The following is a 24,513-nucleotide window of genomic DNA, read 5'->3' as shown; positions in this document are numbered from 1 at the left end:
CCAAAAAGTGCAGCAAACGCCTGGTATGGCGTCTCCTGACATGTCATGCCTCGGCCAGTCGCGGATTCATGCCCAGCAGCTCGCGCGCCATGCGGGCGTCGTGATCCATCTGCGCTTTCAGCGGTTCGAGTCCGTCGAATTTCATCTCGTCGCGCAGCTTGCCGACAAACTCCACCGACATGCGCTGGCCGTAGAGATCGCCGTCGAAGTCGAACAGATGCACTTCCAGCAGCGGCTCGCTGACCTCGTTCACGGTCGGGCGCACGCCAAGGCTGGCGACGCCGGGCCAGCTGCATTCGCCCTCACCCAGACCCACGCGCACGGCGAAGATGCCGTGCACGGGACTCACGCGCTGCTGCAGATGGATATTGGCCGTGGGATAACCCAGCGTGCGGCCGAGCTGATTGCCGTATTCCACCTTGCCGTCGATCACGAACGGCCGACCCAGCAGCGGCTCGGCGCCGGCAAACTCGCCGGCCGCCAGCAACATGCGCACGCGGCTGGCCGACACGCGCGCGCCGTCGAGCTGCACCGCCGGCATCACGCACGCCGAAAATCCCAGCTGCTCGCCAAGATTCGCCAATAGGGCCACGTCACCCTCGCGCTTGTGGCCGAAGCGGAAATCGTTGCCGACCCAGACTTCGCGTGCCGCCAGACGATCCACGATCACCTTGCGCACGAATTCGCCTGCCGACATCGCCGCCAGTTCCGCATTGAATCGCAGCAGCAGGGTGTCGGACATGCCCGCGGCCGCGAAACCACGCAGCTTTTCGCGCACGCTCGACAACCGCGCCAGCGGCTCGCGCGAAAAATACGCGCGCGGCAGCGGCTCGAAGCTCACCACGATCGGCTTGCCGCCGAGCGCCTTCGCCCGCTCGCGCACCTGCAGCAGCAGCGCCTGATGACCCCGATGAATGCCGTCGAAGGCGCCTATCGCGATCACGCTGCCGTTCGGCGCCAGACAAGGCCCCGCCACATTCCTGGAAAGTTTCATCATCGCCTGAGTATAACGGCTGCACGGGCCTGGCTCGACGGTTTGAGGCGCTGGCGTCGTGTCGTCAGGCGCCGCGCAACTCGCGCATGCGGAAGCCGCCAGCAACCATCGACGCGACGTATGCCGTGGCGCCGACAACCACCAGCACGGCCAGATGCCAAACGCGAGTGAAGACCGGCGCATGGGTCCAGTCCGGCCACAGCAGCCGGCCCAGCACCAGCACCAGCACCATGGCCGCACACGATACGCCCAGCCGCAGCCAGTGCTTGAACCATCCTGGCTGGCGCTGGTACACACCAGCCACCTTCAGCCAGCGCCACAGCAATGCAAACTGGAAATAGCTCGACACGACGCTGGCGATACATATCGCGATGTGCAGTCCCGGCACCCGCGCGATACCGGCCAGCCAACTGCCTTGCCTTAGCGCCGGCGAGGCCCACCACTGGTAAAGCAACGCCACAAAGAGCGCGTTGAAAAACATGTTGGTCACCAGCGTCAGAATCGCCGCCTTCATCGGCGTGCGGGTGTCCTGCCGCGCATAGAACGCGGGCAGCAGGATCTTGACCAGCGCAAACGCAGGCAAGCCGCAGCTCAGTGCCATGATCGACAGCGTGGACATCCGCGCATCGAATGCCGTGAAACGGCCGTGCTCGAACAAGGTGGCCACGATCGGCTCGCTGAGGAAAAGCAGCGCCAGCATCGCCGGCACCGAAATCAGCAGCGTAATGCGCAGGCCCCAGTCGAGCAGTTTCGAAAAGCCCCCGACATCCTTGCTGAAATGGTGGCGCGCCAGCGCTGGCAGCGTAACCGTCCCCAGCGCCACACCAAACACCCCTAGCGGCAGCTCGAGAAAGCGCGTCGATAGTGAAAACCAGCTTTGCGAGCCCGTGATCAATAGCGAGATGACGATCGTATCCAGCAGCAGATTGACCTGCGACACCGACGAACTGAGCAGCGTCGGCGCCATCAACTGCGTGATCCTGCGAACCTGCGGATCGCGCCAACCCCAGCGCGGCCAGGACAGCAGACCGAGATCGCGCATCGACGGCAGCAAAAACACCAGCTGAAGAATGCCTGCCGCCAGCACCGCCCAGCCCATCGCCATGATCGGCGTATGCAGTCGCGGCGCCAGCCAGAGCGCGCCGACGATCATGCAGATATTGAGAATCACGGGCGCCAGCGCCGGCAAGGCAAAGCGGTTGAAGCTGTTCAGCACACCGGCGACCAGCGCCGTCATCGAGACGAAAAACAGAAACGGAAACGTCAACCGCAGCAGGTCGATGGTGAGATCGAACTTGTGCTGCTGATCCAGCGCACCGGGCTCGAACAGCGTCGCTACCTGCGGCGCGAAAATCAGCCCCAGCGCGGTAATCACCAACAGCACGCCGCCGAGCGTGCCCGACACGCGCGAGACAAGTCGCTTCAGATCGTCCGCCGAGCCCGACTGTTTGGCAGCGATGAAGACCGGCACGAAGGCCGTCGAAAACGAGCCTTCGGCAAATAGCCGCCGCATCAGATTGGGAATGCGAAACGCCACCCAGAACGCGTCGGTCGCGGCGTTGGCGCCGAACACCGCGCTGATCGACATGTCGCGGATCAGTCCGAACACGCGCGAAACCATCGTCATGCTGCTGAACGAGAGCAGCCCACGGAACATGCTGGGGGACTTCATGCGTCTGCTGTTACCTTGTGAATCGGCGAGTGGAATGCCCCGCCTTTGCCGGACATCGGCGCATAGTCTGACAGCCGCCGCGGGACGGACGACAGCCCAGTTGTGGCAAAATCCTGACGCGCCCGCTCGTGATACCGACCCAGATTGGTGTCGGCTGGGATCCGACGCCACCTAAACGATTGACGCAGCGGCGAATCGACCGCATAATTGGCGTCTTTTTCCACACCTCTACACCGATTCCGGAGTTCTACCTTGGCCAACATCAAGTCCGCTAAGAAGCGCGCGCGCCAGTCCGAGCAGCGCCGTTTGCGCAATATCAGCGCACGTTCCATGGTCCGCACCGCCCTGAAAAAGGTCGTCAAGGCCATCGAGGCCAAGGACAAGGCGGGCGCGATCGCCGCGTTCACCGTCGCCCAGCCGGTGATGGATCGTTACGCCGCCCGCGGCCTGATCCACAAGAACAAGGCCGCTCGCCACAAGAGCCGCCTCAACGCGAAGATCCGCGAACTGGCGTAAGCGACCCTCGCTCATCGTGTCGCTAAAAAAGCCGGCGCAAGCCGGCTTTTTTCGTTGCAAAAAATCTGAATACCGGCAGCAACCCGCGTCACTACAATGCCGGCGGCACTACTTGGCGCGCGGCCGGAACTCCAGCGGCATGGCAGCCGTTTTGGCAGCCGCCGGCGGCTTCGTACCGCAAGCACCGCAGGTGCTGCACCCGTCGCTGCAGTCGCCGGTAGCCTGCTTGGGCTGCAGTCGCCGGCCCAGCCCCCGCAACCACCCTGCACGCTCCGGCCGGCTCAGACGGATGGATGCAGCCGCCAGCCAGCGATTGCTGACTTTCGGCGCCAGCTTGCGAACCACCACCAGTACGCTGATCAGCAAGACCACGCCGATCACTGCGTACTGCAAGAGCAGGCTGATATCGACATGGTTCGAGCTCATGCGAAAAGCCTCGCGATCTGATACGTCAGCAGCGACGCCACGTAGGCCACGACAAACATGTAGCCGAAGGAAATCGCCACGTTGCGCCACGAGTGGGTCTCGCGGCGGATTACCGCCAGCGTGGACATGCACTGCGGCGCGAAGGCAAACCACACCATCAGCGACAGTGCGCTGGCGACGGAAAAATTGGCCGCCAGGGCGTGCGCCAATCCGACCGTGTCGGAATCACCGCCGACGGCATACACCGTCGCCAATGCGGCCACCGCCGTCTCTCGCGCCGCGAAGGCCGGAATCAGCGACAGGCTGATCTGCCAGTTGAATCCCAGCGGTGCGAAAATGTACTGCAGGTAATGGCCCATATAGCCGGCGATGCTGTAGTCGATAGCCGGCCCGGTGGCGCCCGCCGGCGGCCCCGGGAAGGTCGAAATCGCCCACATGATGATAGTCAGCGCCAGAATCACGCCGGTCAGCCGCTTCAGAAAGATCGAAGCGCGCTCCCACAGGCCGATGGCGATATCGCGCGGCTTGGGCATGCGATACGACGGCAGCTCCATCAGCAGCGCATGCTCGCTCTTGTCGCGGTGGATGCGCTTGATCACCCAGCCCACCGCCATGGCGCCGAGAATGCCGGCGGCATAGAGCGCAAACAGCACCAGCCCCTGCAGATTGAAGATGCCCAGCACGTGGTGCATCGGTATGAATGCACCGATCAACAGCGCGTACACCGGCAACCTCGCCGAACAGGTCATCAGCGGCGCCACCAGAATCGTGGCCAGGCGATCGCGCGGATCCTGGATGCTGCGCGTGCCCATGATGCCGGGGATGGCGCAGGCGAAGCTCGACAGCAGCGGAATGAACGAGCGTCCGGTCAGACCCACCGACATCATCAGCCGATCGAGCAGGAAAGCGGCCCGCGGCAGGTAGCCGGACTCTTCCAGCAAAAGAATGAAAAAGAACAGCACCAGGATTTCCGGCAGAAAACCGATCACCGTGCCGATACCGCCGAACAGACCATCGACGACCAGACTCTTGATGGGACCGACCGGCAGGCTGGCTGCCGCATGATCGCCGAGCCAGCCGAAGCCGTCGCCGATCAGATCCGTCATCGGCTTGCCGGCGGCGTAAACGGCCTGAAATACCAAAAACATCACCACGCCGAGAATCAGCAGGCCGAACACCGGGTGCAGCGCCCAGCGATCGAGCGCATCGTCGAGCTCCGCCGTCTGGCGCGGCATGGATACCGTCGCGGCGAGAAGTTCCCGCACCTGCACGTGCAGGTTGGCGCGGCTGGGGCCATCGTCCAGCGAAGCCGCCGCAGCGACAGGCATGTCGCCATCTACGCGCTCGACCAGCGCGGCAGCGCCGCCACGCTTCACGGCCACCGTTTCCACCACCGGGATACCGAGCCGGCGCTGGAGTTCCGGCACATCGATGACGATGCCGCGACGGCGCGCTGCATCCATCATGTTCAGGGCGAGCACCACCGGCCGGCCCAGGCGCTTCACTTCCAGCACGAAGCGCAAATGCAAACGCAAATTGGTGGCGTCGGCCACGCACACGATCAGATCGGGAGCCGCTTCGCCGGGGTAGTTTCCCTCCAGCACATCGCGGGTGATCTGCTCATCGGGGCTGTTGGCGTCGAAACTGTAGGTGCCCGGCAAATCGAGTATCTGCAGCACGCGGCCGGACGGCGTGGTGAAACGACCTTCCTTGCGTTCGATGGTGACGCCGGCGTAGTTGGCGACCTTCTGCCGGCCGCCCGTCAGCAGGTTGAACAGCGCGGTCTTGCCACAGTTGGGATTGCCGACGAGAGCAATGCGCAGGGCCGTGGCGCTCATGCCGCTTCCTGACGCACGGTGACACGGGCCGCTTCGGTACGACGCAGCGCGAAGCGCGTCGAGCCGATCTGAATCAGCAGCGGATCGGCGCCTACCGGACCGATGGCGACCACCCGCACCGGCTCGCCGTCGACAAACCCCAAATCGCGCAGACGTTGCGCAATCGGATCCGCCGCGTGGGCATCGTCGACGCGATCGACCACGGCGGGCGCTCCTTTGGGTAAATCGGACAGACGCACGGGCGCATCTCAAATAAGAATTGTTCGCATTGTAATCCTTTGTACGTTTTGCTGCAGCATGCCGGCAACGCATCGATAACGACCGTTTATGATGACGGTCTTTGCCGGGGTACCCCATGACCGATTCCGTTCTTTGCGAGCGCCACGGCGCCACCGCGTGGCTGACCCTGAACCGCCCGCAGGTGCATAACGCATTCGACGACACGCTGATCGCGGCACTTACCGAAGCGCTGGAAAACGTGGATGCCGATCCCGCCGTGCACCGCGTCGTGCTTACCGGCAACGGCAGCTGCTTCTCGGCCGGTGCCGATCTGAACTGGATGCGCGGCATGGCCAACGCCAGCGAGCAGGAGAACCTCGCCGATTCGCTGCGCCTGGCCAAGCTGATGCGCACACTGCAGTTTCTTTCCAAGCCCACCGTGGCGCGCGTCAATGGCGCCGCGTATGGCGGCGGCGTGGGTCTGGTGGCCTGCTGCGATATCGCCATCGGCGTGGAGACGGCCAAGTTCGCCCTGTCCGAGGTCAAACTGGGCCTGGTGCCGGCGGTGATCTCGCCGTATGTCATCGCGGCGATCGGTCTGCGCGAGTCGCGTCGACTTTTCATCACCGGCGAAGTCTTTGAAGCGGATACGGCCGCGCGCATCGGCCTGCTGCACGCCGTGGTCGGCGGCAGCGAGCTGGACGAGATGATCGAACGCCAGCTCTACCTCTTGGCCAAGGCCGGCCCGCAGGCCCAGCGCGAGGCCAAGCAGCTGGCGCTGCGCGTGGGCGGCAGCGACGTGGCGCAGGCCGAACGCATCGATGCGGCCAACGCCGAACTGATCGCGCGGCTGCGCACTTCCGAAGAAGGCCAGCACGGCCTCAGCGCGTTTCTCGACAAGCGCGCGCCGCGCTGGGTCGTCCAGCACTGATCAGCGCACCGTTATCGGAACAGTCGGCTACACGCCAGGAACGTAAGCCTGGCGGTTCTGGAGCAGCCACGGCTTGAGCGACTTATCCCGTCCATGCTGCGCCGCGCATCGGTTGCGACCACGGCATCTGATAACTTATCCGGCTTTGCTAGATCGCGCACACCCGAGGATTTTGCATGTTCGAGCGCGTACTGATTGCCAACCGCGGCGAGATCGCCTGCCGCGTGATCCGCACCTGCCGGCGCCTCGGCATCCATACGATTGCCGTGTACTCCGAAGCGGACGCCGACGCGCAGCACGTGCGGTTGGCGGATGAGGCGTGGCCGATCGGCGGGCCGCGCCCAGCCGATTCATATTTGCGCGGCGACGTCATTCTGGACGTGGCAAAAAAATCGGGCGCGCAGGCGATCCATCCCGGTTACGGGTTTCTCTCCGAGAACACCGCCTTCGCCCGCGCCTGCAGCGACGCCGGCATCGTCTTCATTGGTCCAAAGCCGGAAAGCATCGACGCGATGGGCTCCAAGGCCGCCGCCAAGGCGCTGATGGAAAGCCATGCCGTACCGCTGGTACCGGGTTACCACGGCGACAACCAGGACGTCGCCCACCTCGCCGAACAGGCGCGCAAAACCGGCTTTCCGCTGATGATCAAGGCCGCCTCGGGCGGCGGTGGCAAGGGCATGCGCATTGTGCGCGAAGAAAAGGAATTTGCCGACGCGCTGGCCTCGGCCCAGCGCGAAGCCGCCAGCGCCTTCGGCGATACGCGCGTGATTCTGGAGCGCTACGTCGAGCATCCGCGGCATATCGAATTCCAGGTCTTCGGCGATACCCACGGGCACGTGATCCACCTGAACGAGCGCGAGTGCTCGGCGCAGCGGCGCTATCAGAAAGTGCTGGAAGAGACGCCCTCGCCCTTCCTCGACGAGGCTCGTCGCAAGGCCATGGGTGAAGCGGCCGTGGCAGCGGCCAAGGCGGTCGACTACGTCGGCGCCGGCACCATCGAATTTATCGTCGCCACCAGCGGCGAATTCTTTTTCATGGAAATGAACACGCGCCTGCAGGTCGAGCATCCGGTGACCGAGATGACGCTCGGCCTCGATCTGGTCGAATGGCAGCTGCGCGTGGCCGCCGGTCAGCCGCTGCCACTGCGGCAGGAACAGATTCACGCCCACGGCCACGCGATCGAAGTGCGGCTGTACGCCGAAGACCCCGACCAGAACTTCCTGCCCGGCTCGGGCAAGTTGCAAACCTTGCGCCTGCCCGCTGCGTCGGAGCACGTGCGCCTGGACGGCGGCGTGATCGAAGGCGACACGGTCACCATTTTCTACGACCCGATGATCGCCAAGCTGATCGTTTACGACATCGACCGCATGCAGGCGCTGCAGCGCCTGCGCGAGGCGCTGGCCCGCTGCGAAATCGTCGGTCCGAAGTCGAATATCGGCTTTCTCGAACGGCTGGCGCGTCATCCCATCGTGGTCGAGGGACGCATCGATACGGGTTATCTGGATCGCCATCTGGACGAATTTCTGGTCGGCGATATCTCGCCGTCCGATGCCGTGCTGTTCGCCGCGGCCACGGCCGCGCTGCTGCGGGATGAGGCCGATATCGTCGCCACGCCGGCCGATCCCCATTCGCCCTGGGCCCGCGCCGACGCTTGGCGTATCGGCCACGCCGGCACGCGTGCGATCGCGCTGACGCTGCGCGACCGGCGCTACGATATCGAAGCCCGAGGCTACGACGGTCATTACCTGCTCCAGCATGGCGACGTGCCATGCGAGGTACATGGCGCGCGGCTGCAGAGCGACGGGCTGAGCGCACGCTTCGATGGCGAATCGCTGCGCCTGCCATTGCGCGTGGATAAGGATCACGTACTGCTGCACGACGCCGACGGCCAGCGCTACAGCTTTACCCGCGCGATCGCCTTTGCCTGGACGGCCAAGGACGCCGCCGGCAGCAATCAGGTCATTGCGCCCATGCCCGGCCGCATCGTGCTGGTGAAAGCCAAGGCCGGCGATAGCGTCGAACAGGGCGACGAGCTGCTGGTGATGGAGGCGATGAAGATGGAACTCGCCTTGAAGGCCCCGCGCGCCGGTATCATCGACAGCATCCTGGCGGCTCAGGGCGAGTTCGTCGACGCCGACACCGTGCTCGTGCGCTTCGCCGACTGATCCTGTCCGCCACCCGCATTGCACGCCACCAAGACACGTCCGGATCATGCATGAACTTCTCTGATAACGTCCGTGCCGAAAGCGTACGGACCAACCACGTCCAGATCGTCGAAGTCGGCCCGCGCGACGGCCTGCAGAACGAGAAGGCGCTGCTGCCGGCAGCGATAAAGGTCGAACTGATCGACCGACTGTCGGCAACCGGTCTGAAAACGATCGAAGCGACCAGCTTCGTCAGCCCGAAATGGATACCGCAGCTGGCCGATGCGGCGGACGTCTTTACGGCCATTCGCAAAGCAGAGGGCGTCAGCTATCCGGTGCTGGTGCCGAACGAACAGGGCTACCGACGCGCACGCGAGGTCGGGGTGCGCGAAATCGCCATCTTCACCGCAGCCTCGGAAACCTTCAGCCGCAAAAACACCAACGCCTCGATCGACGAATCGATGGCGCGCTTCGTGCCGGTGATCGAGCAGGCGCAGGCCGATGACGTCACCGTACGCGGCTATATCTCCACCGTACTGGGCTGCCCGTACGAGGGGGACATCGCGGTGAGCGACGTGGTGCGCGTCGCCGTACGGCTTTACCAGCTCGGCTGCCGCGAGATCTCGCTGGGCGACACGATCGGCGTGGGCACGCCGGCCAAGGCGCGGGCGATGCTGCGTGCCGTCGCGCAGGAGGTACCGATGGATGCGCTGGCCGTGCATTTCCACGACACCTACGGCCAGGCGCTGGCCAATATTCTGGCCTGCCTGGAAGAAGGCGTGCGGGTCATCGACAGCGCCGTCTCGGGCACCGGCGGCTGCCCCTATGCCAAGGGCGCCACCGGCAACGTGGCCAGCGAAGACGTGATCTACATGCTGCATGGCATGGGCATGACCACCGGCGTCGATCTCGACCAGATGATCGCCACCGGCGCCTGGCTGGCCGGCCAGTTGGGCAAGCAAACGGCGAGCCGGGTCACCCGCGCTCGCACCGCCAGCTGACACCCCACTCCACAGCCAATGAGCGTTTCTATGCCCACCTCGTTCTCGATCCGACCGATCAGCACCGGCGACAACGCCGCCATGGCCGCCGTCATCCGCACGGTCATGCCGGAGTTCGGCGCTGATGGCCCAGGCTTTGCCATTCACGATACGGAAGTGGACCATTTGTACGAGGCTTACACCCAGCCGCACAGCGCCTATTTTGTCGTCGAGCGCAACGGCGCGGTGCTCGGCGGCGCAGGCATTGCGCCATTACAAAACGGCGAGCCCGATGTGTGCGAGCTACGCAAAATGTATTTTCTGCCGCAGGCGCGCGGAACCGGCGCGGGCACCGCGATGATGCAGACCTGCCTGGATGCGGCGCGCGCACGCGGCTTTCGTCGCTGCTATCTGGAAACGCTCAACGGCATGGATGGCGCACAGGCGCTGTACGCGCGCAGCGGCTTCCGACAAATCGACAAGCCGATGGGTGACACCGGACATTTCAGCTGTAACCGGTTCTTCATTCTCGACCTTTGACAGCAGACACCGCCAGCGTGAAAAGTAACAAACCGATTGCCGTAACTGCGATGTCACCGTGGTGGGGCAATACCGATCCGTCGCAACGCCGATGCTGAGGACTCGCCGAGCATGATCCGCATCGCCCGCGATGATGACGCCGCCGTTATCCATGCGATCTATGCGCCTGTGGTTCTCCACGGCGCGGCCACCTTCGAGACCGAGCTGCCCGGCGTGGAAGCCATGCGCGAACGCATCCGTATGCGCCTGCCGCACTATCCCTGGCTGGTGTGGGAAGAAGAAGACCGCGTGCTGGCTTACGCCTACGCGGGGCGCTTTCGCGAGCGCGCGGCGTACGACTGGATGGCGGAAACCTCGATCTATGTTCACGCCGATGCGCAGCGGCGCGGCATCGCGCGCCGGCTGTATGGCACGCTGCTCGCGGTCATGCGGCTGCAGGGCATCAATCAGGCCATTGGCGCCATTACCCTGCCCGGCGCGGCCAGCGTCGCGATGCACGAAGCCATGGGTTTTACGACGGCGGGCGTCTGGCGCCAGTGCGGCTACAAGCTCGGGCAATGGTGGGATGTAGGCCTGTGGCAGAAAGAGCTGCAGGCCATGCAAAACCCGCCTGCTCCGGTCACGCCTTTTGCACAGCTGGCCGCTTCCTTGGATTTTCACACATTGAGTCAGTAGCCACACTTCCTCGCTCTTCCTTGACCTGCGCCCAAACCGCTCTCAGCTCGGCGCACTGGGAAATCGTGGAGAGGCTCCCAGGGAGCCATCGATAGGAGTCATGCCATGAAAAAGCCCCGCCTTCAGAGCGGGGCTTTTTCTTCCGCCCATGGCTGCATCAATGGCTGGCGATGATGCTCGCAATGACGCCGGTAGTGACCGCGACGACCAGGAAATCACCGTTATCGCTGCGAACATAATGATAGCCGCGCGGCGGCGGACGCAGATGGTCGCGATGCCAGTCGCTCACGACATAGTCGCCACGGCGATACTCGTCCGGCACCCGGCCGCCGGCGCGATACCAACCCTCGCGATGGCCGCGGTCGTAGAACCCCCCGCCATGATGATCACCATGGTCATGATCGTAGCGCTGATCGCCATGATCGTGGTCGTGCCCGTAATCCTGCGCCAGCAACGATCCGCTGGCCAGCAGCATGGTTCCGCACAAAATCAAACTACCTAAACGTTTTTTCATGGTCACTCCTGGGAATCCTGTGAAATGTCGCTGTAGCGAAATAGGTTTTAATGGCTGGCGATGATGCTGGCGATCACGCCGGTCGTCACGGCAACCAGCAGGAAATCGCCGTTGTCGCTGCGCACGTAGTGATAACCGTGCGGCGGCTGGCGCAGATGGTTCGCACGCCAGTCGGTGACTTCGTAGGTGCCACCGTTGTACTCGGCCGGTACGTGACCCCCCTTCTTGTACCAACCTTCGCTGTGGCCGCGGTCATACATCGGATGAGATCCAGAGCGCTGATCATGGCTTTCTTGATCGTGATGGTCTTGCGGTTGAGCGGACACCGCGGTGGCACAAGACAGGGCCAATATGCCGCAAACGAACAAAGTGCCAAGCTGCTTTTTCATGGGCGTTCCTTTGATTTTCAGTCGATGAAGCAAGGGATGAAGCGGCGGCTTTACGGATCACAAAGCTACTGAGCGCACAGATAGTGAAAGTGTTCGGCAGCTTCGATGAACATTCGCGGTTGCATACCCAACGCCGTGTGAATATTTAAGTGAAGGCCAATTCACATTTACCGTGCATACCCGCGCCACCAACTACGCCGCGCGGTGCCAGTCAGTTACCATGCACGTTTGAATCGGCAGGAAACCTCGCATGCAGCTCGATCAGGTCAAGGCGATCATTACCGGCGGCGCTTCCGGACTTGGCTACGCAGTAGCTCAATACCTGGTGGCACACGGCGGTCAGGTGTCGTTATTCGATGTCGACAACGATAAAGGGCAGGCCGCGCTGGGTACGCTGGGCGAGCACGCGCGATTTTTCCGTACCGACGTCACCTCGGAAGATGGCGTCGCCATCAACGTGGCCGCCGCGCACGAGTCGATGGACGGTTTGAACCTGCTGGTCAACTGTGCCGGCATCCTCGGCTCCGGCCGCATGTTGGGCCGTGAGGGCACGCTGCCGCTGGCCCATTTCACAAGCACGGTGATGGTGAATCTGGTCGGCAGTTTCAACGTCGCCAAGGCCGGTGCCGCGCTGATGCAGAACAACGAAGCCGGTGAAGACGGCGAGCGCGGTGTGATCATCAACACGGCCAGCGTCGCCGCCTACGAAGGCCAGATCGGCCAAGCCGCCTATGCGGCCTCCAAGGGCGGTGTGGTGGCGATGACGCTGCCGCTCGCGCGCGAGCTCGCGCGCGTAGGCATCCGGGTCAACACCATCGCGCCGGGCGCTTTCTGGACCCCGATGGTCGACGGCATGTCGCCGCAACTGCAGGAATCCTTGTCCGCTTCGATCCCCTTCCCATCGCGCCTGGGCAAGCCGGCGGAGTATGCCGATACCGTCGGTTTTATTCTCCGCAACCGCTATCTCAACGGCGAAACGATTCGTCTGGACGGCGCGGTACGGCTGCAGCCGAAATAAAGCAGGAACGAGAGGCGAGTAGCGAGGGCGAAGCTTTGTCGCTTGGACTGCCGCTGCGAATGCACTGCAACACAATCTTCCGCTGCGCGCTTTTGCTACTGACTCCTAAACCCTACTTACGAGCTACCCAATGAAAGCTTCCGACGTCAAGAAAGGCAACGTGGTCGAACACGATGGCACCGTCTATCAGGTGCGCGATATCGAGCGCAGCTCGCCCAGCGCGCGTGGTGGCAACGTCACGTTCCGCTTTACGCTGTATTCGATTCCTGGCGGCCGCAAGTTCGACCTCAGCCTGCGTGCCGACGACGAGCTGCGCGAAATGGATCTAGTCCGCCGCGCGGCGAATTTCTCCTACATGGACGATGGCGCCTTCGTCTTCATGGATGCCGAGGATTACACTCAGTACCCGCTGTCGCCCGAGCTGGTCGGCGACAACGCCGGCTATATCGTGGAAGGCATCGAAGGCTATTACGTGCAGTTGATCGACGACGCACCGGTCGGCCTGCAGGTGCCCAGCAGCGTGATCCTCACCGTGGTCGATACTGCCCCGGAAATGAAGGGCTCCAGCGCCACCAAGCGCAACAAGCCGGCCAAGCTCAGTACCGGCATCGAACTGCAGGTGCCCGAGTACATCAGCAACGACGAAAAAGTCTGGGTCAATACGATTACGGGCGAATTCGCCGGCCGCGCCTGATCGTCTCCAATCGTTGAAGAAAACGGCGCCGCGCACCGTCCGGCGCCTTTTTTTGCCGCATTCATAAGGTTTTATCGATAAGCGTCGCGCAGCATTGAAGCATCGTCGCGTCAACTTCAGCCGCTGTGATGCAGAATCAGCGCTCGGCCATCTGAGTCACCGCCATTCATGCCCACCACCGGCTACTCGCTGAGCAGAAAAATGCTGGAGAGCCTGACCACGGCCAAGCGGCCGGATGTGCCGCTGTGGGTCCTGCTGCGCAATACGGCGGCGGTCATTCTGCCGCTTGGCATCGGCCTGGCCACCGGCTATATCGAGGTGGGCATCGGTATTGCAGCCGGCGCGCTCAACACGATGTTTTCCGATCAGCCCGGCCCTTATCGGCAGCGCATGCAGCAGCTGGTGCTGGCTTCGCTTGCCGCCGCCGTGGCCTCGCTGTGCGGATTTCTGATCGGCGGTCAGCTGGTGCCGCTGCTGTTCGCCACCATGGTCTTCGGATTTTTTGGCGGCCTGCTGGTGGTGTTCGGTGTAGATATTGCGCGGGTAGGCATGACCAGCATGATTCTGCTGGTGGTGACCGCGTACACGCCGACCACGCTGCCACATGCGCTGCTCGGCGCCGGCCTGCTGCTGAGCGGCGGTCTGCTGCTGACGGCTTTTTCGATCGCCGCCTGGCCACTGCAACGCTACCGGCCAGAGCGATTGGCACTGGCGGCCGTCTATCGCGGATTGGCGACGCTGGCGCGCCAGCAAACCTATGACGATGCCGACGTACCGGCGCTGTCCGGTGCCATGACGACATTGCAGCACACCCTGCTCGGCCGGCATCACGCACGCGGTCGTGCGATGGAAGCCTTCGGCGTGTTGCTGGAACTGGCCGAGCGTATCCGCCTTGAGCTCACGGCAATGGCCGAGCTGCGCGCCAACCCCACCATCCACGCGATGTTTCGCGACGATGCGGCGCGCGTATTGGCGACCATCGCCGACGCGCTCGACGAAGGCGAACCGCCTCGGCAAGCCGAGCGCATGCTGCAAACACTTCAAGCCAGCGAAACCGCGTTGCTCGGCGCCGATGCACCGCCGGACACGCTGGCGCGGCACATCCATGCACTGTCCGGCCAGCTCGCCGCCGCCGTGCGCAACGCCAACTGGGCCGGCAGCAAGGGTGAGATGCGCGCCGCCGCCGCCGAGACGCCGCTGCCTGCCGCTCTGCGCAGCAGCTCCGCGCTGGCGACCCTGCGCGCCAGCCTGACGCCCCACTCGGTCGCGTTTCGCCACGCCGTGCGCAGCGCCGTCTGCCTGAGTCTGGCCATGTTCGTCTCACGCCAACTGCATCTGCCGCACGGCTACTGGCTGCCGATGACGGCCGCCATCGTGTTGCGCCCGGACTTCGCTGCGACCTTCAACTTTGGCCTGCTGCGCGTGGTCGGCACGATCCTCGGGCTGGTGCTCACCACGGTGCTGCTGCACATCACGCCGGCCGAGCCATGGACGCATCTGGCCCTGATGGCGGTGCTGTGCATGATTTTTCGCTACCTGGCCACGGCGCATTACGGCGCAGCGGTGGCCGCGTTGACCGGCACCGTGGTGATTCTGCTGTCGTACGAGGGCGTGAACTCCGGCGCGGCCGTGCACGATCGCGTGATCAACACCGTACTCGGCAGCGGCATGGCCCTGCTCGCCTATGTGCTGTGGCCGACCTGGGAAAAAGGCCGCGTGCGCGCCGCGCTGTCGGACATGCTGGATGCCTATGCCAACTATCTGCGGGCGCTGGCGCGGCCCGAGCTTCGCGACGCCCATCGCGAAGCGCGTACGGCGGCGCGCACCGCGCGCACCAATGCCCAGGCCTCGCTTGACCGTATGCGCGCCGAACCCGGCACACCGATCGTGCTATTGGATCTAGCTAACGCCCTGTTCGCCAACGGCAACCGCCTGGCGCGCACCGCCATGACGCTGGAAGCAGTGATCGACAACGACGACGCGCTGCCGGAATCCAGCGAGATCAGTGGTTTCGTCGATCACGTGGCGATCGCGCTGCAGGAAATCGCCAACGCGCTGCGCGAGGACCGCGCGCCGCAGCTGCCATCGGACCTACGCACGCTGCAGCGCAGCCTCGCCACCCTGCTGGCGATGTCCGACAACAAGCACACTGCCGACCTGCTCAAGCGCATCAGCGACCGCCTGGTCGACAACGTCGATACACTGGCCCATGTGCTGGGGCGCAGCGCGCAAGCATCGTCGCTGGGCACCGTTGCCGGCACGGGCGTGACCTGACCTGGGTGCGGTAGCCGCCGGCACGGATAGCGGGGCGGGCGTTGCATGGCGCCCAGGCGACCGGCATCAAGCAGAACAGTCCCCGTAGCGTTTATCCTTGGAGCGTGGGGATTCCTCTGAAGAAAGCGGCGCGCGGCGTCTACATGATCATGCTGGCGCCCGATCGTCTCAAGGCGCGGCTTTGCGAGGACGTACCCCATAGGATATTGCTTCATTAATGGCCGCTCTTTTCGGTCTATTCCAGGAGTCAGCATGAGTGTTCTGCGCACCGCCTCTTCCAGCCTCGCCGCCATCGCCACCACGCTGCTGCTGGCCGGCACACTGCACGCCGCCGACGTCAGCATGGCCAACGGCAGCGTGCAGTTCCGCACGCCGGACGACTGGGTGGATATCCTCGATACGCAGGGCGACCCCGAAGTGCATGTGTTCCAGGTGCCCGACCGCTCGCCCACCGGCAAGGTCAGCCTGTCGCGCGTCACCGTAACGGTGAAGCAGGTCGCCGACATGAGCGCTTTTCAGCAGTACGTGGGCACCACGTCGGCCAAGGCGCTGGCGCTGCCCGGTTACAAAACCGCGGCGGTAGCGCCCGGCGCCAACACATTCGTCTATACGGCACAGGAAAGCGGCGTGCAGTACAGCTACAGCGAACGTTACTGGTTCAAGAACGGCGTCGCGGTCTCGCTGCGCTGCCTGCGCCCATCGCAGAGTGAGGCCGGCCCTGCGTGGAAAGCCGCCTTCGACAAAGACTGCGACGCCATCGCTGCCAAACTCAAGTAACGTCCGCGACCACCTTGCGCCTATCTCGCCGCGGCCTGCGCGCGGCGGCAGGCAGGCGACAACGCCAGCGGCTGCCTTCACTGTCTAGACGACGCCGTCGCGGGTAAAGTCGCCGCTGCACGAAGCGAGCGCCGGTTCGCGCTCCCGCCCATCCACAGGACAACCGAGATGCACGACGTCAGCGACTACCAGGCCACCACCGAATGGGCGCAGCAGCGCGACGCCGCCGACCCCCTGCGCGCGTTCCGCGACGAATTTCTGATCCCGCCACACGAAGGCGCGGATGGCCAAAAGGTGGACAGCGTCTATTTTTGCGGCAATTCGCTCGGGCTGCAGGCGCGCGGCGTGCGCGAAGCGGTCACGACCGAGCTCGACTACTGGGCCGAGCTGGGCGTGGAAGGCCATTTCAAGGGTCGCCAGCCGTGGCTGAACTACGAAGACTATCTGCGTGACGATCTCGCCCTCGTCGTCGGCGCCAAGCCGTCCGAAGTGGTGGCGATGAATACTCTCGGGGTCAACCTGCACCTGCTGATGGTGAGCTTTTATCGCCCGACACAGGAGCGCCCCGCTATCCTGATCGAAGCCGGCGCCTTCCCCACCGATCGCTACGCAGTGGAATCGCAGGTGCGCTTTCATGGCTTCGATCCCGCCACCGCGCTGATCGAGCTGGAAGCCGACGAACCGAACGGCCTCATTTCCATGGCCGCGATCGAGCGCGCGCTGGCTGAGCACGGTTCGCGCATCGCGTTGGTGATGCTGCCTGGCATCCAGTACCGCAATGGCCAGGCGTTCGATCTGAAAGCGATCACCGCGCTGGCGCACCGCCACGGATGCACCGTCGGCTTCGACCTTGCCCACGCCGTGGGCAACCTGCCGCTGCAGCTGCACGACAGTGGCGCCGACTTCGCGATCTGGTGCCACTACAAATATCTCAACGCCGGCCCCGGCGCCGTCGGCGGCGCCTTCGTGCACGAGCGTCATGCCGATGCCGTGCTGCCGCGCTTCGCCGGCTGGTGGGGACACGACAAGGCCACGCGTTTTCAGATGGGTCCGGCGTTTGTGCCGATCCACGGCGTCGAAGGCTGGCAGCTGTCCAACCCGCCGATCCTGTCGCTGGCGCCGCTGCGTGTCTCGCTCGACATGTTTCGCCGCGCCGGCATGCGCCAGCTGCGCGAGAAATCGCTGCAGCTGACCGGCTATCTCGAGTGGCTGGTCAAAAACCAACTTGTCGATGTTCTCGACATCGTGACCCCCAGCGATCCCAATCGCCGCGGTGCACAGCTTTCCATCCGCGTCGTCGGCGGCCGCGATCGCGGTCGAGCACTGTTCGAGTACTTGATGGACCACGGCATCATCGGCGACTGGCGCGAGCCCGACGTCATCCGCATATCGCCCGCCCCGCTATACAACCGTTTTGCGGATTGCCTGGCGTTTGTGGCGGCGGTGCGGGAGTGGTCAACGCCAGCAAGCTAGTCCTTGGCGTCGTCATACGAACCTTGCCGTAAAACCATACCGCGATAGTTCGACGCGGAAAGTTTCCGCCTCGAAAGCCGCTCATCGCTTCTTCGATATTTCCACGTTCTTCCGGCGCGATCGACGGTATGCTCACGGCCGGCAGCGTTGGCTTAGAACCTCTTATTCATGATCTCCACCTGCCTCGCGCAGGGAGATCATGAACAGGTTCTTAGTGGGCGGTCTTGAAAACCGATACCGCTTTGCCGAGAACAGCCGCCTGCTCCTCCATGCTCTTCGCGGCGGCAGCGGATTGTTCGACCAGCGCTGCGTTTTGCTGGGTCGCCTGATCCATGAGTTCGATGGCATGCTTGATTTCGGCCAGACCCTTGCTTTGGTCGTCGCTCGCCGTTGATATCTGCAGCATCAGCAGCGAGGCCTCATGGATCGATCCGGCAATCGCCTTGGTGGCAATGCCCGTGAGATCGACCAGTTCGCACCCGGCATCCACCGTTTCGACGGAGGCGGCGATCAACTGTTTTACTTCCCTTGCCGCGGCGGCCGAGCGCTGGGCGAGCGTACGTACTTCGGTAGCCACCACCGAAAAACCTCTTCCCTGCTCGCCTGCGCGAGCAGCTTCGACCGCGGCGTTGAGGGCGAGGATATTGCTTTGAAAAGCAATGCCGTCGATCAGGCCGATGATGTTTTCGATGCTGTGCGCCTTGAACCTGATTTCGGCCATGGTGGATACCACCTGGCCGACCATCTCGCCGCCATCCTGGGCCAGCGTAGCCGCCGAAGCGACCAGTGCGCTGGCTTCACCTGCATGGATGGCATTCTGTCTTACCGTGGAAGCGAGCTCCTCCATCGCCGAGACCGTTTCCTCAAGCGCAGCCGCCTGCGTCTGTGTGCGCGTCGAGAGATCCGATGTACCTGCTGCGATCTGATGCGATGCGGTGTGCACACCATCGCTCGCCTGGCGTACTTCGCCGACAACATTGGCCAGTCCCACGCCGATTCCATTAATGGCCTGAAGCAGTTGACCGACATCATCACGGCGGCTGACGTGCACCTGCGCGCTCAGATCGCCGGCGGCTATCCTGCCTGCGGCCGCACGACAATCTGCCATCGGTCGACTGACGTTCCTGACCATCAACACATAGACCGCAAAGGCCATGCCCAGGCAGGACAGCAGGCCGAACCGGATCAGCCAGTTTTCGGCGACCACGGACATCATCGGGCGGGTCAGCCAACTGAATACCAGAAATGCGCCGCTATAGAGGCATGCCGTGATGGCGGCCGCGCGCAGCGGCACGCCAACAATACGCATATGACTGACATCCAGCCCCACATAGCGCACCCCGATGATCCGTCCGTCCGGGTCGATGATCGGGTCGTACTGTGTCATGAACTGCTTGCCGAAAATCGTGGCGTAGCCGAGGTAGAACTGGCCGGCCAGCAGCGGCCGATAGGCGGGATGCGATCGATCCAGAATCGTTCCGATGGCCCGTTCCCCATCCTGCTTTCTGACGGACGTGGTAACCCGGACAAAATCATCGTCACGGCGCACGAAAAGAGTTGCGGTGCCGCCGGTCGCTTCAGTGAAACGATCGGGCACCACGAAATTCAGATTCATCGATTTACCGTCAAGGCGCAACACCGGCGTTGACTGACCGGCCACCATGATCGAGTTACTTTCATCGAGCGAGAAGTCTCCTGGCAGATGCTCGGAAAATGTTCTTGCCAGCGAATGAATGCGTTTTTTGAGCGGTGTTAAGAACGAGATCATGGAATGCCTCGTACCGAATAAGTGACACTCCATCCAATCCGTTGCGATGCGTCTACTCGCTTGAGAACACGCTTTTCAGCCTAAAAATCTACCGGAGCTGCAACGGATGAACGGGCCTTAATGACCTGGAATCGGCCGCTCAAATCACCCCGTCATTCCCTAATGTTATCGCCTCCAGCGGGAGAAACTTGAGTTTGTGTTGGAATCGAGTAACCGTTTGGTGACCGCAGCAATATTGCTGCGACTGCACAACATGACCATGAACGTCGACGCGATTGAGCACATGGCCAAGGCATCTGACGATCATTTCCAGCTCCCACACGCGACGGCGAAGCTCTGCTGTTGGCAAACGTCCTGCTGACAAACGATCCGCTGGTGACTTGCAGCAGACACGCGCTAGCGCCAAGCTGCAGCGGTGAGTAACTGCGGCTCAATGAGCACATCCATGACCGACGCCATCAAATATTCTTTTTCGCACGAAGAGCTGCTGGTCATTCTGTTGAAAAGCGCGGGCATCCACGAGGGGCTTTGGATGCTGTCGATCAACTTCGGGCTGTCGGCGACGAATATGAGCAACTCGAACAGCGGCGAGGAAAATCTGCGCCCGTGCGTGATGGCCTTCGTCGAGAACTTTGGACTGATGCGAGTCGAACGCGCTCTGAAAGGGCTGACACTGGATGCAGCGATCGCTAATCCGGTGCCGGTAACGGCCGTAGCAAAACGGTCTGCACCGAAAAAGAAGGCCGCGCCGGGCTAATGCGTTCTACGGTGTGATTCGACGAAGCGCAGCGGCGGGAGAGCAAGCGCGCTATTTCCCTAGCCTTGCCAGGTGACGCTGGGTACCGGGATTTGCAGCGCAAGCAAGTCCAGACTAGCGCGCCACGACCTGCCCATTCTTCCCCGATCGATACACGCCCTTGAGCCGCTGATAAACCGTCATCACGGCGGTGCCGTAATCTCTCGCCAGCTGCTGCGTATGGCTGTGGTAATAGCCGACGCCAAGCACCGGATCGCGCGTTTCGTGCATACCGTCGTGCAGGATCTTCGCGGCGACGGAGATATTGGTTTTCGGGTCCAGCAAGCTCAGCGGATCGCGAACCGCGCTACGGTGCATCGGGTAATACACCTGCATGATGCCCACGTCCTGTACGGTAGCGTTGAACTGGCTCGCGACAGCCATTTCCATCTGCACGTGGTGCCGTTCGCCAACTACCAAATGGTCGTTCACCCGAAACAGCCAGGGTGTCGGGCCCACGTCCCCACCCGGATGCAAAGAGCGCGACTCCACCAGCGCAATGCTGTAGAGCAACAGCGGGTCGACGCCAAACTCCCTGCCCACCTGCGTCCACAGGCTCTGACGCGAGGCGATGTTCAGATCGGGCTCGGCGATCGGCATCATCAAGTCCATCGTGCTGACATCCGACAACAGCGCGATGGAGGATGGCGACTCGGAACGCATCGCCGGGATCGCCTTCGGCAGCACACCGATCGATTCGACCTCACGCTTTTTTTCAGCCGAGGCCGGCGGCGCAGCGGTCGGAGCAGCCACATTTTTTGCCAACGTCTGCGCCGTCACCGGCCCACTGAGCACCGCATGACCGTCGAGCTCCGGCTGCGAATGCGCCACACCCGACACCAGCGGCACGGCAATAGCGGCGAACGCCGCGCAGCAGGAAAGCGCGGTCAAGGTGCGGCGCTTATGTCCCTGATCCCAGCTTGCCCACGAGCGCTGCGCCGCCTGTGCCCTATCGATAACCAGGGCGTTTGCACGGTAGAAACCGCGTCGAGCTAAAAGCGTCGCTGTGGAAGAGCGGCCGGCGAGCGAAATGGCGAAAGTCCAACCTTTGCTCCAATCCACGCGGTGCCGGTCAGCGTTCGAGACCGAATCGGTTTTAAACGGCTTATCCGACCAAGAGCAAGGGGCCGGTGCGATGGTCGACCAATCGATCGTTGCGCAAGCCCGGGCAGACTTCCAGCGGGCCGGCGGCACGAGATAGACCCGCCGCTGACGTCGCGCGCGCGGCTTCGCTGCGGCATCGGAGCCAATCGTGTTTGGCGAAACCTCCAGAGGCAACCCATCGGTAGTGCTTTCAATCAAACGATTCACGGCTTCACTTCGAAAGGAACAGCTTTGACAACGTCCCTGAGCTTCATTCGCGCCTTCCAGCGGTCGAACGGCCTGTCGAAAAGCGCCGCGGCGGTTGGCCATCATAATCGACTGGCGCCTTGAGCGAGTTATCCAGCCTTGAGAACCCATTTTAGAGCCTGTCCACGATCTCCCGGATCAGCCAGGCAAATGCCTGACCTGACCAGTCCCCCGCACCACGAAACGCTCGATGGTGAGCGACTCGGCGCCCATCGGACCATAGGCATGCAGGCGCGTGGTGGAAATACCGATTTCCGCACCGAGGCCGAGCTGGCAACCGTCGGAGAAGCGCGACGAGGCGTTGACCATCACGACGGCCGATCTCAGCGCATGCACGAAGCGTCCGGCCACCGTCTCGTCGGCTGTCGCGATGACCTCGGTGTGGTCGGAGCCGTAGCGCTGGATATGCGCGATGGCATCATCCAGATCATCGACGATGCGCACGGCGAGGATCAGGTCGAGAAACTCGGCTGCGTAGTCGTCGTCGGTCGCTGCTTGCATGCCGGACACCAGCTGGCAGCTGCGCGCGCAGCCGCGCAGTTCGACGCGAAGCTCTTGTAGGGCTGCCGCCGCCATCGGCAAAAAACGGTCGGCGATATCTGCATGCACCAGCAGCGTTTCCAGCGCGTTGCAGACACCCGGACGCGTGGTCTTGCCATCGATCAGCAGATTCAGCGCGAGGGTCGAATCGGCAGCGCGATCCACATACAGATGGCACACACCCTTGTAGTGCTTGATCACCGGCACACGCGCGTGTTCGGCGACGAAGCGGATCAGACCTTCGCCGCCGCGCGGAATCGCCAGATCCACGATATCGGTGAGCTGCAGCAGCTCGATCATCGCCTCGCGGCTGAGGTCGTCGATCAGGGTCAGCGCCGCCGTCGGCACGTCATTGGCCTGCAGCGCGGCCTGCAGCGCCGCCGCGATGGCGAGGTTGGAACGCAGCGCTTCTGAACCGCCGCGCAGGATCACGCCATTGCCGGCGAACAGACACAGCGCGGCCGCATCGGCGGTGACGTTGGGACGCGCCTCGTAGATCATCGCAATCACGCCCAGCGGCACGCGCACGCGTTCGATGCTGAGGCCGTTCTGTCGGCTCTCACGGCGTGTGACCACGCCGACGGGATCAGAAAGTTCAGCGACTTCGCGCAGCGCATCGGCAATGGCCTGCACGCGCGATACATCCAGCTTCAAGCGATCGAGCATCGCGCCATGAATGCCTTTCTCCATGACCAGCCGCATGTCCTCGGCGTTGGCTTCGAGTACGGCATCCGTTCGCGATTCGAGCGCGCACGCCATGGCGAGCAGCAGTCGCCGTTTGGCGGCTGTATCCAGCGCAGCCACCGATCGCGCCGCGTCACGACAGGCCAGTGCTAGCGCGCGTATCGTATTCATGTCGCGCTCTCCGTGGTGCCGACCGTCGCCATATCGTCACGGTGTACCACTTCACCGCCGTAGCTGTAGCCGAGCAGCGCGGCAATCTCGCGGCTGTGGTGGCCGGACAGCCGGCGTACTTCGACGGCACCGTATTGACTGAGGCCACGCGCAATGATGCGCCGACCGGCGTCGACGATTTCGACCATGTCACCGCGATGGAATTCGCCCTCCACGTCCACCACACCTCCCGGCAACAGCGAGGCACGGCCGGCCGCCAGCGCGCGTGCCGCACCCGCATCCACCACGATACGTCCTGGCGCGGCTGGCGCATGGCGCAACCAGTATTTGCGCGCCTGCATGCGGCTGCCCGGCGCATGCACCAGCGTGCCACGCAGCGTGCCCGCACCGAGTGCCTGCACGGTCGTTGCGTCGCTGCCGCAAAACAGTGCCGTGGCAATGCCGGCGGCGGCGGCCTTGGTGGCCGCTTCCAGTTTGGTACGCATGCCACCCGTACCGATGCGACTGCCGCTGCCGCCGGCCATCGCGAAAACGGCAGGTGTGATTTCGGGCACGTCGGCAATCGGCGTCGCCCAGTGATCGAGGCGCGGATCGGCGGTATACAGAGCATCGACGTCCGAAGCGATCAACAGCAGGTCGGCATCGACCAGTGCTGCCACGATGGCGGCGAGGTTGTCGTTGTCGCCGAGCTTCAATTCGTCGACGGCTACGGTATCGTTTTCGTTGATCACCGGCAGCACCTCGAGCGCCAGCAGCTCGCGCAGCGTGGCGCGCGCGTTGAGGTAGCGACGACGATGGCGCAGATCGTCATGGGTCAGCAGCACCTGTGCCACCGGGCGCGTCGATAGGCTTTGCCACAGCGCGATCATCGGCGCTTGCCCCAGCGCCGCCAGCGCCTGCCGCGCGACCAGATCGCTGCCGCCGACCGCATGCTCGCGCAGCAGCGCGCGTCCCGCCGCCACCGCGCCTGAAGAAACCAACACCACTTCTTTGCCCTGCGCATGGCTAGCAGCGATGAACTGCGCCAGCGCCGACGCATGACGTGCGGTCAAACCGCCGCCATCGGCGGCGAGCAGGTTGCTGCCGACCTTGAGCACTGCGCGACGCCAGGGCGGCAACATCTGCACCGG

At 63.5% G+C, this 24,513-nt stretch carries 24 protein-coding genes; 13 read left to right on the top strand and 11 right to left on the bottom strand.

Annotated elements, in window-relative coordinates; genetic code table 11:
- Positions 1–43 precede the first annotated feature (43 nt).
- Complete coding sequence (locus HDE76_RS18745) at positions 44–997, bottom strand: bifunctional riboflavin kinase/FAD synthetase (protein WP_184509800.1); 954 nt, start codon at positions 995–997, stop codon at positions 44–46.
- A gap of 61 nt (positions 998–1,058) precedes the next feature.
- Positions 1,059–2,666, bottom strand: coding sequence for a murein biosynthesis integral membrane protein MurJ (gene murJ, locus HDE76_RS18740; RefSeq protein ID WP_184509798.1), 1,608 nt, complete (start codon positions 2,664–2,666; stop codon positions 1,059–1,061).
- Positions 2,667–2,918: 252 nt separating this feature from the next.
- Here murJ and rpsT point away from each other — a divergent pair, with 252 nt between their 5' ends.
- Entirely contained in the window at positions 2,919–3,182 is a 264-nt protein-coding gene (rpsT, locus tag HDE76_RS18735) for a 30S ribosomal protein S20 (protein WP_072760571.1), read from the top strand.
- A gap of 108 nt (positions 3,183–3,290) precedes the next feature.
- On the opposite strand, the gene HDE76_RS18730 is transcribed toward rpsT, so the two are convergent.
- Genes HDE76_RS18730 through HDE76_RS18720 form a run of 3 tightly spaced genes read right to left on the bottom strand, consistent with a single transcriptional unit; the run spans position 3,291 to position 5,685 of the window.
- Complete coding sequence (locus HDE76_RS18730) at positions 3,291–3,608, bottom strand: DUF6587 family protein (RefSeq protein WP_179481844.1); 318 nt, start codon at positions 3,606–3,608, stop codon at positions 3,291–3,293.
- Positions 3,605–5,446, bottom strand: coding sequence for a ferrous iron transporter B (locus tag HDE76_RS18725; protein WP_179481842.1), 1,842 nt, complete (start codon positions 5,444–5,446; stop codon positions 3,605–3,607). Before HDE76_RS18725 ends, HDE76_RS18730 begins: the two co-directional genes overlap by 4 nt.
- On the bottom strand, positions 5,443–5,685 hold the full coding sequence (locus HDE76_RS18720) for a FeoA family protein (RefSeq protein WP_179481840.1): 243 nt from the start codon (positions 5,683–5,685) through the stop codon (positions 5,443–5,445). The genes HDE76_RS18725 and HDE76_RS18720 overlap by 4 nt, the downstream gene beginning before the upstream one ends.
- A gap of 116 nt (positions 5,686–5,801) precedes the next feature.
- Between HDE76_RS18720 and HDE76_RS18715 the strand changes: the two genes are divergently transcribed.
- From HDE76_RS18715 to HDE76_RS18695, 5 genes are all read left to right on the top strand, one after another.
- Entirely contained in the window at positions 5,802–6,596 is a 795-nt protein-coding gene (locus HDE76_RS18715; RefSeq protein ID WP_184509796.1) for an enoyl-CoA hydratase/isomerase family protein, read from the top strand.
- A gap of 176 nt (positions 6,597–6,772) precedes the next feature.
- The gene (locus HDE76_RS18710; protein WP_184509794.1) at positions 6,773–8,761 is read left to right on the top strand and encodes an acetyl/propionyl/methylcrotonyl-CoA carboxylase subunit alpha; all 1,989 of its coding nucleotides are present in this window, start codon (positions 6,773–6,775) and stop codon (positions 8,759–8,761) included.
- Between the two features lie 50 nt (positions 8,762–8,811).
- Positions 8,812–9,741: a hydroxymethylglutaryl-CoA lyase gene (locus HDE76_RS18705; RefSeq protein WP_179481834.1), complete on the top strand. Its 930-nt coding sequence runs from the start codon at positions 8,812–8,814 to the stop codon at positions 9,739–9,741.
- Between the two features lie 30 nt (positions 9,742–9,771).
- Entirely contained in the window at positions 9,772–10,260 is a 489-nt protein-coding gene (locus HDE76_RS18700; protein WP_179481832.1) for a GNAT family N-acetyltransferase, read from the top strand.
- Between the two features lie 111 nt (positions 10,261–10,371).
- Positions 10,372–10,935: a GNAT family N-acetyltransferase gene (locus tag HDE76_RS18695; protein ID WP_179481830.1), complete on the top strand. Its 564-nt coding sequence runs from the start codon at positions 10,372–10,374 to the stop codon at positions 10,933–10,935.
- 157 nt (positions 10,936–11,092) lie between these two features.
- Here HDE76_RS18695 and HDE76_RS18690 read toward each other — a convergent pair whose 3' ends face one another.
- Entirely contained in the window at positions 11,093–11,449 is a 357-nt protein-coding gene (locus tag HDE76_RS18690) for an RcnB family protein (RefSeq protein ID WP_184509867.1), read from the bottom strand.
- 47 nt (positions 11,450–11,496) lie between these two features.
- Positions 11,497–11,709, bottom strand: a complete 213-nt coding sequence (locus HDE76_RS20880; RefSeq protein WP_255457880.1) for an RcnB family protein — start codon at positions 11,707–11,709, stop codon at positions 11,497–11,499.
- 24 nt (positions 11,710–11,733) lie between these two features.
- Here HDE76_RS20880 and HDE76_RS20875 point away from each other — a divergent pair, with 24 nt between their 5' ends.
- From HDE76_RS20875 to kynU, 6 genes are all read left to right on the top strand, one after another.
- Positions 11,734–11,910, top strand: coding sequence for a hypothetical protein (locus HDE76_RS20875; RefSeq protein ID WP_255457879.1), 177 nt, complete (start codon positions 11,734–11,736; stop codon positions 11,908–11,910).
- Between the two features lie 178 nt (positions 11,911–12,088).
- A complete protein-coding gene (locus HDE76_RS18680) occupies positions 12,089–12,856 on the top strand; it encodes an SDR family NAD(P)-dependent oxidoreductase (RefSeq protein WP_179481826.1) in 768 nt (255 codons plus the stop codon).
- A 130-nt stretch (positions 12,857–12,986) separates the two neighbouring features.
- Positions 12,987–13,550 carry an elongation factor P-like protein YeiP gene (gene yeiP / locus HDE76_RS18675; RefSeq protein ID WP_179481824.1) on the top strand — a complete coding sequence of 188 codons (564 nt, stop codon included), beginning with the start codon at positions 12,987–12,989 and terminating at the stop codon, positions 13,548–13,550.
- Between the two features lie 168 nt (positions 13,551–13,718).
- The gene (locus HDE76_RS18670; protein ID WP_179481822.1) at positions 13,719–15,824 is read left to right on the top strand and encodes an FUSC family protein; all 2,106 of its coding nucleotides are present in this window, start codon (positions 13,719–13,721) and stop codon (positions 15,822–15,824) included.
- Positions 15,825–16,076: 252 nt separating this feature from the next.
- The gene (locus HDE76_RS18665) at positions 16,077–16,601 is read left to right on the top strand and encodes a hypothetical protein (protein WP_179481820.1); all 525 of its coding nucleotides are present in this window, start codon (positions 16,077–16,079) and stop codon (positions 16,599–16,601) included.
- Between the two features lie 168 nt (positions 16,602–16,769).
- Positions 16,770–18,074, top strand: a complete 1,305-nt coding sequence (kynU, locus tag HDE76_RS18660; RefSeq protein WP_179481818.1) for a kynureninase — start codon at positions 16,770–16,772, stop codon at positions 18,072–18,074.
- Between the two features lie 211 nt (positions 18,075–18,285).
- On the opposite strand, the gene HDE76_RS18655 is transcribed toward kynU, so the two are convergent.
- Entirely contained in the window at positions 18,286–19,842 is a 1,557-nt protein-coding gene (locus tag HDE76_RS18655) for a Cache 3/Cache 2 fusion domain-containing protein (RefSeq protein ID WP_184509792.1), read from the bottom strand.
- A gap of 445 nt (positions 19,843–20,287) precedes the next feature.
- Here HDE76_RS18655 and HDE76_RS18650 point away from each other — a divergent pair, with 445 nt between their 5' ends.
- Positions 20,288–20,599, top strand: coding sequence for a hypothetical protein (locus HDE76_RS18650; protein WP_179481814.1), 312 nt, complete (start codon positions 20,288–20,290; stop codon positions 20,597–20,599).
- Between the two features lie 114 nt (positions 20,600–20,713).
- Here HDE76_RS18650 and HDE76_RS20870 read toward each other — a convergent pair whose 3' ends face one another.
- From HDE76_RS20870 to proB, 3 genes are all read right to left on the bottom strand, one after another.
- The gene (locus HDE76_RS20870; RefSeq protein WP_255481685.1) at positions 20,714–22,051 is read right to left on the bottom strand and encodes a transglycosylase SLT domain-containing protein; all 1,338 of its coding nucleotides are present in this window, start codon (positions 22,049–22,051) and stop codon (positions 20,714–20,716) included.
- A gap of 75 nt (positions 22,052–22,126) precedes the next feature.
- Entirely contained in the window at positions 22,127–23,383 is a 1,257-nt protein-coding gene (locus tag HDE76_RS18640) for a glutamate-5-semialdehyde dehydrogenase (protein WP_184509790.1), read from the bottom strand.
- Complete coding sequence (gene proB, locus HDE76_RS18635; protein WP_255481690.1) at positions 23,380–24,504, bottom strand: glutamate 5-kinase; 1,125 nt, start codon at positions 24,502–24,504, stop codon at positions 23,380–23,382. Before proB ends, HDE76_RS18640 begins: the two co-directional genes overlap by 4 nt.
- Positions 24,505–24,513: the final 9 nt, after the last annotated feature.

It is taken from the genome of Rhodanobacter sp. ANJX3 (genome assembly GCF_014200755.1).
Taxonomy (GTDB): domain Bacteria; phylum Pseudomonadota; class Gammaproteobacteria; order Xanthomonadales; family Rhodanobacteraceae; genus Rhodanobacter.
Note: the sequence above shows the minus strand (reverse complement) of the source record. Positions and strands in the feature narration are given on the sequence as shown.